Here is a 12,628-nt window from a genome sequence, read left to right on the forward strand (position 1 = left end):
GCGCTACGAGAAACTCGAGCGCAGCTTCGTCGCCCTCAACCACCTTGCCGCTGCCATCATTGCCTTCCGCAAGGTACCTGCCGACGTCAACATAATTTACGGATAAGTTCTAAAGTGGATGGGTGCCACATACTTGGTGTACATCGGTCTTCGAATCTTGTTCGATCGGGCACCCGAAGGCGACAGTAACATCGTCGCGATCGCCCAGTCCTTGCCGCCAAAGAGCTTGTTCAACGTGTTCGTCGGCGGCTTTTGGACCAACGTGCTCAATCCAAAAGTGGCGCTCTTCTTCCTGGCTTTCCTGCCGCAGTTCATTCGCGCGGACGCCGAAGGGAAGTCCACTGCATTTCTTCTGTTGGGCATTTTGTTCAACCTAAGCAGCGTGCCGATCAACATTGGGTGGGCAATAGCCGCGGCGTGGATGGCGAAGCGTGAGTCGGTCCAGCGAGGGATGTATTGGCTGGACAAGACTGCCGGCTGCATATTCATTTGTTTTGGTATTCGCCTCGTCCTGACTGAGCGCCCCACACCGTAACCGAGCCGCCGGCCTGATTGCTGAACTGGCACAGCCCAAGTCGCATCACTGACTTCTAAGGACTTGACCCAAAAATGCTTGCAAACGCTCGGACTTCGGAGCTCCAAACATGGCATCCGGGTGCCCCGACTCGACAATCTCGCCGCAGTCCATAAAAACCACTCGATCTGCGACCTCGCGTGCAAAACCCATCTCGTGAGTGACGCATATCATCGTCATACCGTCTTTGGCCAACGAGACCATTGTGTCGAGAACCTCTTTGACCATCTCGGGATCGAGCGCCGAAGTCGGTTCGTCGAACAGCATAATTTTGGGCTTCATGCACAGCGCTCGTGCGATGGCCACCCGCTGTTGTTGCCCTCCCGAGAGCTGTCCAGGAAACTTGTTCGCTTGGTCCGGAATGCGCACGCGCTCGAGGTACGACTTCGCCAGCGACTCCGCTTCATGCCGCGGCACCCGGCGTACGAGCATCGGAGCAAGTGTGCAGTTCTCCAGCACCGTGAGGTGAGGAAAGAGATTAAAGCTCTGAAACACCATGCCGACCTCGCTTCGCACGGTGTCAAGGGTTGCGCGATTTTGGTCAAGCTTGACGCCATCGACTGCGATTTCGCCCTCCTGGTGTTCTTCCAGCCGATTGATGCAGCGGATAAGCGTCGATTTGCCAGACCCAGAAGGCCCGCAAATAACGACGCGCTCTCCGGAGGCAACGTCAAGATTGACGTTGCGAAGCACATGCATCGCGCCATACCACTTGTTGATATTCCGCATGGAGACTGCGGAGATATTCGCTTTGGGAGTTGCTGCTGCGGTAGTTGATGTTGCTGCCATGACTTAGCGCTTTCTATGCTGGTTGAGTTGGACTTCAAGGTTCTGGCTGTACTTGGACATGGCGAAGCAGAAAACAAAGTAGATAAGCCCGACGAAGACGTAGGTCTCGACTGCGAACCCCTGCCAAGCTGGCTCACCGACCGCCGCGCGTGATGCCGCCAACAGGTCGTAGAGCCCGATGACAAGAACCAGCGAGGTGTCCTTGAAGAAGCCTATGAAGTTGTTGACCAGAGGCGGAATGACCATCCTCAATGCCTGCGGCAAGACGACCCGGCGGGTCATCTGCCAGTAGGAGAGACCCAGTGCGTGCGCGGCCTCGCCTTGGCCTTTCGGGAGGGCTTGAAGACCACCGCGGACCACTTCAGCTAGATACGCGCCGAAGAAAAGGATGATGGCAATCTGTGCGCGTAGCAACTTGTCGAGATTCATCCCTTCAGGCAGCAGCAGCGGGAACATGACGCTTGCCATGAAAAGCAGTGTGATCAGAGGAACGCCGCGGATGACCTCTACATAGCCGACGCACAACCAACGGATGAACGGGAGCTGCGAACGCCGACCCAGTGCGACCAGAATTCCCAGCGGAAATGCAACTGCGACGCCCACCGTGGCAAGAATCAAGGTCAGCGCTAACCCACCCCAGCGGGATTGCGGTACCTCTTCAAGGCCGAATACCCCGCCCCACATCAACACGCCAATTCCCAGTAGCGCAGCAACCCATATGCCTGCAAGACTGGCTCGCCAAAATGACTTGCGCGAGGAGACGACATACAGGCTGATGAATAGCACGGTCACAATCGCGGGCCTCCACTGCTCGTCGAAGGGATACATGCCGAACAGCATGAACCTGTACTTGTCGGCAATGATTGCCCAGCAGGCGCCGGCCCCCTCTAGCGCTCGGCAGCTGTCCGTTATCGGACCCTGCGGACCGGACGGAACACTCCAAATGGCATTGATGAAGGCCCAATTGACCAGCGCTATCGCACCTTTTGCCAGTACGGCAGCAAGCAGGATGGTAATGATGGTCGATGACCAGGAGTAGAAGAGGTTTCGCCGAGCCCAGGCCAGAGGATCTCCCCCGACGCTAACTGGAGGCGGCTTTGAGCCAGCGCTGAGCGCGTGCAGGGTGTGTGATGCGGGTACCGTGGACATTTCAACGCTCCACCAACGCGATGCGGGCGTTGTAGTAGTTCATGAGCAAGCTGATGGAGAGGCTGAGCGTGAGGTACACGCCCATGATGACGGCCACCAGTTCTACCGCTTGGCCGTTCTGATTCATCGCTGTAGTAGCGACTGACACGATGTCCTGGTAACCAATAGCAACGGCAAGAGATGACTGCTTCGCTAGGTTCAGGTATTGGCTTGTCAGCGGCGGGACGATAACGCGAAGGGCTTGCGGGAATACCACCCACCTCATCGTACTTGCGGGTCGTAGGCCGAGCGCCGTTGCGGCTTCCTGCTGGCCATGGCCAACCGATTGAATACCAGCACGGACGATCTCGGCGATGAACGCAGCGTTGTAGAGCACCAGGCCCAACAGCAACGCGAAGAACTCAGGAGAGACGGTTACCCCGCCTTGAATGTTGAAACCTCTTGGACTGGGTACGTCAAGTTTGAACTCGGCGCCAAGCAGGATGGCAAGCACCCCTGGCAGCACGACCAGCGATAGCACTCCAATGGGCCAAGTGGCATGCTGACGGCCGTCATCCAGGCGCTTCTTCGTAGCCCACTTCATCCTTGTGAGGGTCACGGCGAATCCAGCAATCCAGACAAGCAACACCCACGAATGCGCCGCTTGCCAATCAAGCAGCGGTAGGCTCAGTCCGCGGTTCGACAAGAAGACCCCTGCAATTGGGTTCAACGCCTGTCGTACGGCCGGCAGTCCTTGCAGAAGCGCGTACCAGAGGAAAAGCTGCAGGAGCAGTGGAACGTCGCGGAAGAACTCCACGTACGCGGACATCAATTTCGTCAGTAGCCAGTTCTTTGATAGTCGAGCGATACCAACAGCCGTGCCAAGGATCGTTGCAAGCAGGATGCCCCAGAACGCCACCCAAAGCGTGTTCAAGGCGCCGACGACAAGCGCGCGGAGGTACGAGTCCGCCGGCGTATAGGCGATCAGGTGCTCCGCAATGGGCAGTCCCGCTTCTCTTTGGAGGAAACCGAACCCGGATGCGACGTTGCGTGCGTCCAGATTATGCTGAGCATTGCTGACGAGCCAGCCGATGCCGAGTGCCAGAATCAGACCTACTAGAGTCTGCCAAGCTAGCCGTTTTGCAGCGATGCTGTTGAACCGTGGTGAGACTTTTTGATTCATGGGGTATAACCTCCCGACGAGCGGTCGGGTAAACAGCGGGATTCCGGAACGCAATTTTTCTGAGCAGATCCCGGGCTGCGCGCCCGAGATGTGTTTCCAGGCTTAGCGCATCGGACCTGCGTACTGAATGCCGCCGTCTTTCAGAAGTCGGTTGAGGCCGCGCTGCAATCCGAGCGGGGAAATGCTGCGGTCGTACATCTCGGCATAGTTGCCAACCGCCTTGACGATATTCACTGCCCACTGTGCGTCGACGCCGAGGGCCTGCCCCAGGTCTCCCGTTTCCCCCATGAATCGTTGGATGGCCGGATTCGAGTTGTTGCGAAACTTCTCGATGTTCGCAGCCGTCATGCCGAATTCTTCGGCGTTAAGGGTTACCGCGTGGGTCCACCGAACCAGGTCGAAGAATCGTTGGTCTCCCTTGCGAATGAATGCGCCCAAGGGTTCCTTCGAGATGATTTCTGGCAGGACAGCATAGTCATTCCCGGCAGCGCCAATCGACGCCTTGAAGGAAGCCAGTTGCGCGGTATCGTTGGTGTAGACGTCGCATCGGCCGCTCACAATAGCATCCCGCATTTGCTCCATTTTCTCGATGATGACGGGCTTCATCTCCATCTTGTTGGCGCGAAAGTAGTCTGCAACGTTTGACTCGCCACTCGATCCCGGCTGGAAGCAAACGGAAGCGCCGCTCAGGTCGAGCGCGCTCTTCAAACCGGCCTTTTTCTTCGCGATAAAGCCTTGACCGTCGTAGAACTGAATTGCGGGGACCTCCAGGCCGAGCTGCGCCTCGCGCGTCAGCGACCAAGTCGTGAAGCGTGCCACGATGTCTACTTCGCCGGACTGCAGTGCAGGGAAGCGCGTCAAGCTTGTAAGTGTCACAAATCGCACCTTCTCGCCGCTGCCGAAAATTGCCGCAGCAACGGAGCGGCACACATCTGCATCGAAGCCTCGCATCACGCCCTTCGAGTCAGGGAAACTAAATCCTGGACGGTCGCCGCCCACGCCGCAAATGAGATGGCCACGAGCCTTGATAGCGTTCAATGTTGCCGCGGGAACCGCAACGGCACCAGCGGGAACTGATGCTGTGGGACTTGCAACCGGAGCCGAATCAGGTCGCGTTTGTGCATGCGCTACACCTGTCGTCACCAATGTTGCGCAGACCAAGGCGCCCACCGCAGCTCGGAGGTTCGGGCGAGCTTCGAAATCGCGGGAGGCCTGATGATTCGTGAACATGGTGCGCATTCCTTTCGGGGTTGAGGTTTTCTGTTTGCTGGGGTGCTATTCAGCGTGGAGAAATGGTAGGAGTGGGCTTGCGCACGAATAGGCGAATCTCGATGGTCAAAGCGGGCAGATATTGCATTCGCGAAACAAACATGCGAGGGTTACTACTTACGCCCCCTTGGCGCTGCACCGCGGTGGTTCGTTTGTCGCTACTGCAGTGCGCGAAGCACGAAAATGGGCCGCCGCGAGTTTTGCCGTCGAGCCGCCTTCCTCTCCTAAGCATTGATCCCGCAAATAGTACAATTTCGTTCCGAGCCCCAATCCCGCGGTCTTGGGGTGAGACGATGACAGCCAAACGAGTTGAGTCATGGGTCGTGACGGACGACTTCTGGACACGGGTCGAGCCACTCATTCCAAATCGCACTCGGCCCGATGACAAGGGGTATGTGCGCAAGGCGGGCGCAGGGAGACCGCCGAAGCCGGCCCGCCAGGTCTTCGAGGCGGTGATGTACGTGCTGCGCACGGGTTGCCAGTGGAAGGCGTTGCCCAAGAAGCGGTTCGGCGAGCACCGTGCACAAGCGGTTCCTGGAATGGGAGAAGGATGGCCTGTTCGAAGCACTCTGGAAGGCCGGGCTTGCCGAGTACGACCAGATGGAGGTAGTCGCCTGGCGATGGCAAAGCGTCGATGGGGCGATGTTCAAGCGCCAATGGCCCAGGAAGCGGTCGGGCGGAACCCGACCGATTGGCAAGAACAAGTGTCACCTATTGGTGGACGGTCGTGGCGTTCCGTTGTCGTTCATTGTGACCGCAGCCAACGTGAATGACATCACCATGCTCGACGCGGTTCAGCAGGCCATTGCCGTGACGCGGCAGCAACCGCCGCACAGGCGCAGCAAACACCTGTGCGCGGACGCGGGATACCGCAGTCGTGCGGGACTCGAGACGATCAATGCGCATGGCTACATCCCTCACGTCGTCGATCGCCGGCAGGAGTCACAGCGCAAGCGCCGCGATCCCAAGAAGAAGGCCCAACGATGGGTCGAGGTCTGCCACAGTTGGTTCAACCGCTTCCGAAAGCTACTCGTGCGCTACGAGAAAACTGGAGCGCAGTTTCGTTGCACTCAACCTCCTCGCCGCGGCAATCATCGCGTTCCGCAAGGTGCCAGCAGACGTCAACATTATTTACGGATGACCTCTTAGGCGGCGAGCGACGTCAAGGAGATTCGGTTTTGACAGTATCGATGGGGAGCAACGGAAGCGTTCTGGGCCAATCATGGCAGCAGTGTTTGCCGCCGTGAACGAACGCAATATCGTTGCATCCACGGCCCGAATATGTGCAGAACGTTGCCAGCCACGGACCGCACAATTGCGTGAGGCTAACCTGAGCGATGGTAGCCAGCCCGTACCCACACCACCAAGGCGCTATGCTCCTCGACAATTACGATCTCAAGATCCTTGTGCTGCTGCAGCAGGACAGCAAGATGTCGCAAAGGCAGCTTTCGGAAGCAGTTAGTCTCTCTCCGTCAGCGGTTAACCGGCGGATTGCTGCGCTGGAGGCTGCCGGCGTCATTACATCGACGGTGAGCATTGTCGACCCTGCAGCCGTAGGTCGACCGATTACGATTCTTGTCGAGGTGAAGCTGGAGAGCGAGCGAATCGACCTCTTAGACGAGGTGAAGAAGCGATTCTCTGTGTGCCCGCAGGTTCAGCAGGTCTACTATGTGACCGGCGATTTCGACTTCATGCTGGTCATGAACGTAAAAGACATGACCGAGTACGAGAGACTCACGCGGGAGTTGTTCTTCCTGTCTGGGAATGTCAAGGCGTTTAAAACCTATGTGGCGATGCAACGCATTAAGGCAACTCTGACCGTGCCTTTGCAGGTCTAGCCTTCCGTCCCCCCCCTGAGACACCAAATGCGAGATTTTGAAAATTCTGGCCGTTCAGTTTCGGTCGGAAGTCGTGGCATGGTTGCGACTTCTAACCCTCAAGCTGCACTAGCCGGCTTGGACGTACTGCGAACGGGAGGCAATGCCGTGGATGCGGCTGTGGCTGCGGCTGCCATGCTCGCTGTAGTTGAGCCAACGCAGACAGGCATCGGTGGAGACTGCTTCGTCATGCTCAAGCGGCGTGGAGAGCTCCCCGTTGCGCTGAATGGATCCGGGTGGGCTGCGCAGGCCAGCAACGCCGCTACTTTAAGAGAACAGGGAATGGCCGCGATCGCCTCTGACAGTGTCCATGCGGTCACTGTCCCAGGGGCGGTTCGAGCTTGGGCCAGGCTAGTCGAGGACTATGGGACCCAGCCACTTCAAGCCCTTCTAAAGCCGGCCATTGATGCGTCCGAGCTCGGCTACCTTGTGACCGAGCGCCTCGCTCGCGATTGGGCGCGTCAGAAAAGCAAAATGACGGCAAATCCAGAGACTGCCGAGTTGTTTTTTGCGGATGGGATGGCGCCGTGCGTAGGGACGCGACGTAGTAACCCGCAACTTGGCAAGACGCTTCGTTCTATCGCGAAGGCAGGACCGGATTCCTTCTATGAGGGTTGGATTGCTGAAAACATCGTTGGAGCGTTGCGGAAGATGGGTAGCGCGCTGACACTTGAAGACTTCGCGGAATTCAAGCCGGAGTATGTCAAGCCCATCAGTGTCGAGTATCGAGGCTATCGGCTTTGGGAATGTCCCCCGAACGGCCAAGGCTTGGTTGCTTTGCAATTAGCGGCCATGCTGGAGCGATTCGATATGTCGCGACTAGGGCCGTTGACTTCCGACCGCTTTCATTTGCAGGGCGAACTCTCGCGCATTGCTTATGCCCAGCGCGACGCCTTCCTTTGCGACCCTCGATTCCACGGCGTCAACGTGGAAAGCATGCTGGACGCCGCGACGATTAGCAAGCTGATCTCGAAAGTTGACTTCAACACCAGACTGCCTGACCTATTGCCGGTGCCTATCCCTAAACATCGCGATACTGTCTACGTGACCGTCGCCGACTCTGACGGAACGCTTGTATCGCTCATCAATTCCCTATTCGACGACTTCGGCAGCGGCCTGGTTGCGCCCGGTACTGGAGTTCTTCTTCAAAACCGCGGCTCCGGGTTCGTGCTAGAGGAGGGGCATCCGAACGAGCTACAGGGCCGCAAACGCCCCATGCACACCATCATTCCCGCGCTTCTTACTAAGGATGATCGAGGCGTTATGTCGTTTGGAGTTACCGGCGGCCACTTCCAACCTGCCGGGCAACTGCAGGTGTTATCGAACATAGTCGATTTTGGGATGACCATCCAGCAAGCGATCGAGCACCCGCGCATGTTTGCGCGCGGCGATTTGTTCGAGCTCGAGCGCGGCGTGCCGGAAGCTGTTTGGCCGGGTCTTCGGAGCCGCGGACACGCGCCATCAGCTACTGAGAATCCTTTGGGGACGTGCCATGCTGTCTGGGTAAATGAAGAAGGCGTCTTCTTGGGTGGCTCCGATAGTCGACGCGATGGCATCGCGCTCGGCTTCTAATTGAAGAATGGCTACGCCATCACAAAGAAATCGCTTGATATCGCTGTACCAACACAGCGAGTTCTCAGGCGTTGAAATTCTTTAAATGCGCTCGGCGCACCTACTACGTAAGAGTCCGACGAACACCGTTCTTGACGATCAGCCCTCACTCTGACTCAACCGCTGGTTGACCTCGGCGAGGTCGAACGCCGTGGGATCGAAGGATCCACCGATCCATTTGCCGCGCTCGCCGATCCCAGCGACCCCGAGCACGAGGATCTCAAGGAAAGGAATTCCTCATAGGCTGAGGCACTACCAACGTCTTCTGGCGGGCACGCGTTCTCCCCAGCCACGCACACTGCCGACGAGATCGGCGTGTCCAGTTCCACGATCTTCTCGACCTTGACCCGGTGGCGCCAGTTGTCCCCGTAGTCGGGGTTGTCGTACTTTTCGTGTATGTATGGACCCAGCGGGGACCCAGCGCCTTTTGCAAACTCTTTTCGGTGACGTCAAACGGTCTGCATGCATGTATACGAAAAGTACGACAACCCCAATGCTCGCGAAATCAACGACTTAGCGAACCGTCCCCGCGCCACTGCTGGAAAGTCGAAGCGTTACTTTTGACACCGAAAACGAATCGACCCCACCGTGCGCTGCCTTCATGCGGAAGCGGTGGCCCTCGCGCGAATGTCGAACGACGCCGATCTCACTTCGTCAAACGCAAGCAGATGGCCAGAATCGAGAATGCGACGCGCGGCCATGTGCTCGCCCGGCCTGTTAATCGATTCGAAACCAAGCCAGCGATCCTCGACAAAGCAATGAACGCCGAAGTCTCCCTTGGTTGGATCCCCTTCGATCGACCACCGGTCCGCACCCTGCGTGAGACCGGCAATCTGGAGCTTGGTGTCGTATTGATCACTCCAGAACCAGGGAACGCTCTGGTAGTCGTTGTGCGCTCCAGTCAACCGAGCGGCAAGATGCTTCGCGTGATCAACGGCATTTTGGACAGATTCCAGGCGCACGTGGGTGCCAACGTGGGACGCCAGAAAAGGTGAGACGAAGGAGGCACAGTCGCCGATCGCAAAGACCGCCGGGTCCTCCGTCTCCAGGCGAGCGTTGACGCGTATGCCATTGTCGGTGACCAATCCTGCCTCTCTGGCCAGATCGGAGTTCGGCAACACGCCAATCCCGACCACCACCAGGTCCGCGGCAAGGCGCCGGCCGTCGGACAACGTCACCCCTGTCGCCCGACCTTGATCGCCTTCCACGCGAGTCAACGTTTGCCCACAAAGCACTTCAACGCCGGCGCGCTCGTGCAGCGAGCGAAAGAACTCTGAAGCGGGAGGGGACAGCGTGCGCGGAAACAACCTCGAAGCCGATTCCAGCACGGTGACGTTGTGGCCCTGGGAACTCGCCACCGCTGCAAACTCCAAGCCGATGAACCCACCGCCCACGACAATGATCTTCTTCGTCCGATCGAGTTGGCTGCGCAGGTTCCGTGCCTCGCCAAAGCTGCGCAGGTAGACCACGCCTTGCAACCTACCGCCGGGGACCTCGAGCGGGCGGCTGCGGGTGCCAGTTGCGAGTACCAGCGCTGCGTAGTCGATGGAATCGCCCGACGTCAGTTCGACTCGCTGGTCAGCCCGGTGAATCGCATGGACGCGGGCACCGCCTCTCCAATAGATCTCCTGCTGGGCGTAGATCGCGGCGTTCCGAAGCAGCATCCCAGACAGCTCGATCTTGCCGAGCATGTACGCCTTTGAAAGCGGCGGTCGCTGATAGGGCGGCTCGAACTCATCGCCCAGCAACGTGACACGTCCGGCGTGCTTCAGTTGCCGCAGCGACAAAGCCAACTGCGCCCCCGCCTGACCGGCTCCAACAATGACGATGCCTGCCTCGTTCATGTCTGGTGATCCGGCAGCAAGAAAACGAGACCGTCCAGCGCCTCCGTGATGACAAGCTGGCAGCTCAGTCTGCTGTTGATCCGCCGTTCTGCAGCGGTGGAGTTGAGCATCTCGTCTTCGACTGCGTCAGGCGCCGGGAGTCGATCGGCAAACTTGGGATCGACATAGACGTGACATGTCGCGCACATGGCCGAGCCACCGCATTCAGCGACGATGCCGTCAACGCCGTTGCTAACGGCAGCTTGCATCACTGTGCTCCCGTCGGGGACATCGATCGTGAGGCGTTCCCCGCGGGCGTTCTGGAATGTGATCTGGGTCATGTTCGTTCGTGGGTCGGGCAGCCCATCAAGCAATGAGTCGAAGTGGGAGGGATTCGAGTCCGCGCAGCGTGTTGTGCAGCATCCAGCGCGGTTCTCCTGCCGATTCCACACGCCTGACTCGGGACACTAGGGCACGCAGCAGCGATTCCACCTCAAGCCGCGCCATCATTTGTCCAACGCAGCCGTGAATACCCGCGCCAAAGGCGACGTGGCCCGTCGTCGCACGACGAATGTCGAAGGTTTCGGGAGCATCCCAGCGGTTGGGGTCGCGATTGGCAGAGCCTAGCGACACCATGATCTTTTCATTCACCCCCAATCGCACGCCGCCGAGTTCAGTGTCCTTTGTTGTGGTTCGGAAGAAAGTCTGGAACGGAGATTCCAAGCGCAAGACTTCGTCGAAAGCACCGCGAGAAAGGCTGGGGTCACCGACCAGCAGATCCCATTGCTCAGGGAAGCGTGCAAAGCAGTGCAGGAGGAGGCCGATCGCGTTGGCCGTCGTATCGATGCCTGCCGACAGAAAGGAGCGAACCAGCGTGGCCGCTTCAAGTTCGCTGAACAGGCCCGAGTCCACCGCTTCGAAGATCTTCAAACCGAGACCACCAGGTGCCAGCGCCTCCTTTTGGCACGCGGGCCAGACCCAAGCATTCACTGCATCGGCATTTGCCATGGCCTGCTCGTAAAGGGCATTGCGCGGGCCCATGCCGTTGAAGACCATATTTCCGTAGGCGATGAGGTTCTCGCGACCATCCTCTCGCAGCCCTACTGCGTCAGCGAATACCTTCAGAGGAAATGCCTCCCCGAGGTCCTTGACGGCTTCAGTCGTGCCGCCAACAGCGAGCACGCGCTCCACCAGCGCTTGAGCCTCGCGCTCGAAGCGGTCGCGCAGAGAGCGCAAGGTCGCGGGCGACAGTGCGCGGCTGATGACCGCTCGATTCCTCGTATGGTTGGGAGGGTCGGTTTCCAGCACCATGCTGGGCACTCGCCACGGTGGCTCCTTATTGAAATTGCCGAGTCCGACGCCTGCACCGGAACAGAACGTAACGGGATCCTCCAGCACAGCGCGCACCAGTTCATAGCGACCGGTGGCATAGCACTTGTAGCGCTCGAGCCAGACGACTGGCGCTTTGCTTCGCAGCCGCTCGTGCTGAGGATAGGGGTTCAGGATGTAGTCGGCACTGAATGGATCGAGATCCAGCTCGGTTGCCGTTGTCGAAGTCGCAACGCTCATGTGGTGCTCCCGCTTGTCAGTGCATTACCGAGCCGCCGTCGACGACGAGCGTCTGCCCCGTCACGAATTCGCTGTCGTCGCTGGCCAGGAAAAGCAGCGCGCCGACCATGTCTTCTGGCTGCGACTCTCGCTTGATGGCCCGGCTGGCAACGATCGATTTGCTCGACTCCAGCCATCCGGGGTGATCCTGCACGCCTTCACTCATGACGAGGCCGGGCGCCAGCGCGTTGATCCGGATGTTGGCGTCGCCCACTTCGCGCGCCAAAGCTCGGGTCATCGCAACCACAGCGCCTTTGGAGGCCACGTAGTGGGCGAGAAGCGGCGACCCCTTGAACACGGTCGCAGAAGCGATGTTGATGATGCTTCCGCCACCGGTAGCACGCATCGAAGGCACGACCGCCTTTGTGACCTGCCAGGTCCCTCGCACGTTGACTGTCATGACCTTGTCCCATTCTTGCAGATCAAGATCCATGAATGAACGCATCCGGAGACTAGCAAACAAGGCGGCGTTGTTGACCAGGACGTCGATCCGACCAAAGGCGCCCAGTGCAGCGGCCACCATGGCATCGACGGAGGCCTGATCCGTCACGTCGCAGCGGATGCCCATCGCTTCGGCGCCTTCTGCGAGAACTGCAGTGAGTGTCTCGTCAGGAGGGACAATGTCCGATACGCAGATTCGGGCTCCTTGCCGAGCCATCGCGAGTGCGTAGGTCCGCCCGATGCCTTGCGCGGCCCCTGTGATGATAACGACCTTGTTGGCCATTCGGCCCTTGTGCATTGCCATTGAAGATATCCTGATAAATGT

At 58.7% G+C, this 12,628-nt stretch carries 13 protein-coding genes and 2 pseudogenes; 6 read left to right on the forward strand and 9 right to left on the reverse strand.

The window, feature by feature from the left end:
- Both QZH52_RS29955 and QZH52_RS29960 read left to right on the forward strand, forming a co-directional pair.
- Window positions 1-106, forward strand: a pseudogene (locus QZH52_RS29955) (IS5/IS1182 family transposase); the annotation flags it as partial.
- Between the two features lie 12 nt (window positions 107-118).
- Window positions 119-535: a LysE family translocator gene (locus tag QZH52_RS29960; RefSeq protein ID WP_301814608.1), complete on the forward strand. Its 417-nt coding sequence runs from the start codon at window positions 119-121 to the stop codon at window positions 533-535.
- Window positions 536-580: 45 nt separating this feature from the next.
- On the opposite strand, the gene QZH52_RS29965 is transcribed toward QZH52_RS29960, so the two are convergent.
- The 4 genes from QZH52_RS29965 to QZH52_RS29980 all read right to left on the reverse strand — a co-directional run bounded on the left by QZH52_RS29965 (window position 581) and on the right by QZH52_RS29980 (window position 4,904).
- A complete protein-coding gene (locus QZH52_RS29965) occupies window positions 581-1,303 on the reverse strand; it encodes an amino acid ABC transporter ATP-binding protein (protein WP_436411651.1) in 723 nt (240 codons plus the stop codon).
- Between the two features lie 63 nt (window positions 1,304-1,366).
- Window positions 1,367-2,512, reverse strand: coding sequence for an amino acid ABC transporter permease (locus QZH52_RS29970; RefSeq protein WP_301814610.1), 1,146 nt, complete (start codon window positions 2,510-2,512; stop codon window positions 1,367-1,369).
- A gap of 1 nt (window position 2,513) precedes the next feature.
- Window positions 2,514-3,674 carry an amino acid ABC transporter permease gene (locus QZH52_RS29975; RefSeq protein ID WP_301814611.1) on the reverse strand — a complete coding sequence of 387 codons (1,161 nt, stop codon included), beginning with the start codon at window positions 3,672-3,674 and terminating at the stop codon, window positions 2,514-2,516.
- 102 nt (window positions 3,675-3,776) lie between these two features.
- A complete protein-coding gene (locus QZH52_RS29980; RefSeq protein WP_301814612.1) occupies window positions 3,777-4,904 on the reverse strand; it encodes an amino acid ABC transporter substrate-binding protein in 1,128 nt (375 codons plus the stop codon).
- Between the two features lie 332 nt (window positions 4,905-5,236).
- On the opposite strand from QZH52_RS29980, the pseudogene QZH52_RS29985 reads away from it, so the two are divergent.
- The 4 genes and pseudogenes from QZH52_RS29985 to ggt all read left to right on the forward strand — a co-directional run.
- Window positions 5,237-5,404 (forward strand): annotated as a pseudogene (locus QZH52_RS29985) (IS5/IS1182 family transposase); the annotation flags it as partial.
- 58 nt (window positions 5,405-5,462) lie between these two features.
- On the forward strand, window positions 5,463-6,092 hold the full coding sequence (locus QZH52_RS29990) for an IS5 family transposase (RefSeq protein WP_301814613.1): 630 nt from the start codon (window positions 5,463-5,465) through the stop codon (window positions 6,090-6,092).
- A 224-nt stretch (window positions 6,093-6,316) separates the two neighbouring features.
- The gene (locus tag QZH52_RS29995) at window positions 6,317-6,781 is read left to right on the forward strand and encodes an Lrp/AsnC family transcriptional regulator (RefSeq protein ID WP_301814614.1); all 465 of its coding nucleotides are present in this window, start codon (window positions 6,317-6,319) and stop codon (window positions 6,779-6,781) included.
- A 78-nt stretch (window positions 6,782-6,859) separates the two neighbouring features.
- Window positions 6,860-8,392 carry a gamma-glutamyltransferase gene (gene ggt / locus QZH52_RS30000; protein ID WP_301814615.1) on the forward strand — a complete coding sequence of 511 codons (1,533 nt, stop codon included), beginning with the start codon at window positions 6,860-6,862 and terminating at the stop codon, window positions 8,390-8,392.
- A 155-nt stretch (window positions 8,393-8,547) separates the two neighbouring features.
- On the opposite strand, the gene QZH52_RS30005 is transcribed toward ggt, so the two are convergent.
- The 5 genes from QZH52_RS30005 to QZH52_RS30025 form a co-directional block, all read right to left on the reverse strand.
- Window positions 8,548-8,841 (reverse strand): IS1096 element passenger TnpR family protein, encoded by a 294-nt coding sequence (locus QZH52_RS30005; protein WP_366919336.1) that lies wholly within the window; start codon window positions 8,839-8,841, stop codon window positions 8,548-8,550.
- Window positions 8,842-9,030: 189 nt separating this feature from the next.
- Entirely contained in the window at window positions 9,031-10,275 is a 1,245-nt protein-coding gene (locus QZH52_RS30010) for an NAD(P)/FAD-dependent oxidoreductase (protein WP_301814617.1), read from the reverse strand.
- Complete coding sequence (locus QZH52_RS30015) at window positions 10,272-10,595, reverse strand: 2Fe-2S iron-sulfur cluster-binding protein (protein WP_301814618.1); 324 nt, start codon at window positions 10,593-10,595, stop codon at window positions 10,272-10,274. Before QZH52_RS30015 ends, QZH52_RS30010 begins: the two co-directional genes overlap by 4 nt.
- 25 nt (window positions 10,596-10,620) lie before the next feature.
- Window positions 10,621-11,823, reverse strand: a complete 1,203-nt coding sequence (locus QZH52_RS30020; protein WP_301814620.1) for a cytochrome P450 — start codon at window positions 11,821-11,823, stop codon at window positions 10,621-10,623.
- A gap of 16 nt (window positions 11,824-11,839) precedes the next feature.
- Window positions 11,840-12,586 carry an SDR family NAD(P)-dependent oxidoreductase gene (locus QZH52_RS30025; protein ID WP_301814621.1) on the reverse strand — a complete coding sequence of 249 codons (747 nt, stop codon included), beginning with the start codon at window positions 12,584-12,586 and terminating at the stop codon, window positions 11,840-11,842.
- Between the last annotated feature and the right edge of the window lie 42 nt (window positions 12,587-12,628).

This window comes from Variovorax ginsengisoli (genome assembly GCF_030486595.1).
Lineage (GTDB): Bacteria > Pseudomonadota > Gammaproteobacteria > Burkholderiales > Burkholderiaceae_C > Variovorax > Variovorax ginsengisoli_B.

Coding starts and splice junctions, on each gene's coding strand:
- QZH52_RS29970 (WP_301814610.1), bottom strand. CDS start 2,512: ATGTCCACGGTACCCGCATCACACACCCTGCACGCGCTCAGCGCTGGC.
- ggt (WP_301814615.1), top strand. CDS start 6,860: ATGGTTGCGACTTCTAACCCTCAAGCTGCACTAGCCGGCTTGGACGTA.
- QZH52_RS29965 (WP_436411651.1), bottom strand. CDS start 1,303: ATGCGGAATATCAACAAGTGGTATGGCGCGATGCATGTGCTTCGCAAC.
- QZH52_RS30015 (WP_301814618.1), bottom strand. CDS start 10,595: ATGACCCAGATCACATTCCAGAACGCCCGCGGGGAACGCCTCACGATC.
- QZH52_RS29960 (WP_301814608.1), top strand. CDS start 119: ATGGGTGCCACATACTTGGTGTACATCGGTCTTCGAATCTTGTTCGAT.
- QZH52_RS29980 (WP_301814612.1), bottom strand. CDS start 4,904: ATGTTCACGAATCATCAGGCCTCCCGCGATTTCGAAGCTCGCCCGAAC.
- QZH52_RS30025 (WP_301814621.1), bottom strand. CDS start 12,586: ATGGCCAACAAGGTCGTTATCATCACAGGGGCCGCGCAAGGCATCGGG.
- QZH52_RS29975 (WP_301814611.1), bottom strand. CDS start 3,674: ATGAATCAAAAAGTCTCACCACGGTTCAACAGCATCGCTGCAAAACGG.
- QZH52_RS30020 (WP_301814620.1), bottom strand. CDS start 11,823: ATGAGCGTTGCGACTTCGACAACGGCAACCGAGCTGGATCTCGATCCA.
- QZH52_RS30010 (WP_301814617.1), bottom strand. CDS start 10,275: ATGAACGAGGCAGGCATCGTCATTGTTGGAGCCGGTCAGGCGGGGGCG.
- QZH52_RS29995 (WP_301814614.1), top strand. CDS start 6,317: ATGCTCCTCGACAATTACGATCTCAAGATCCTTGTGCTGCTGCAGCAG.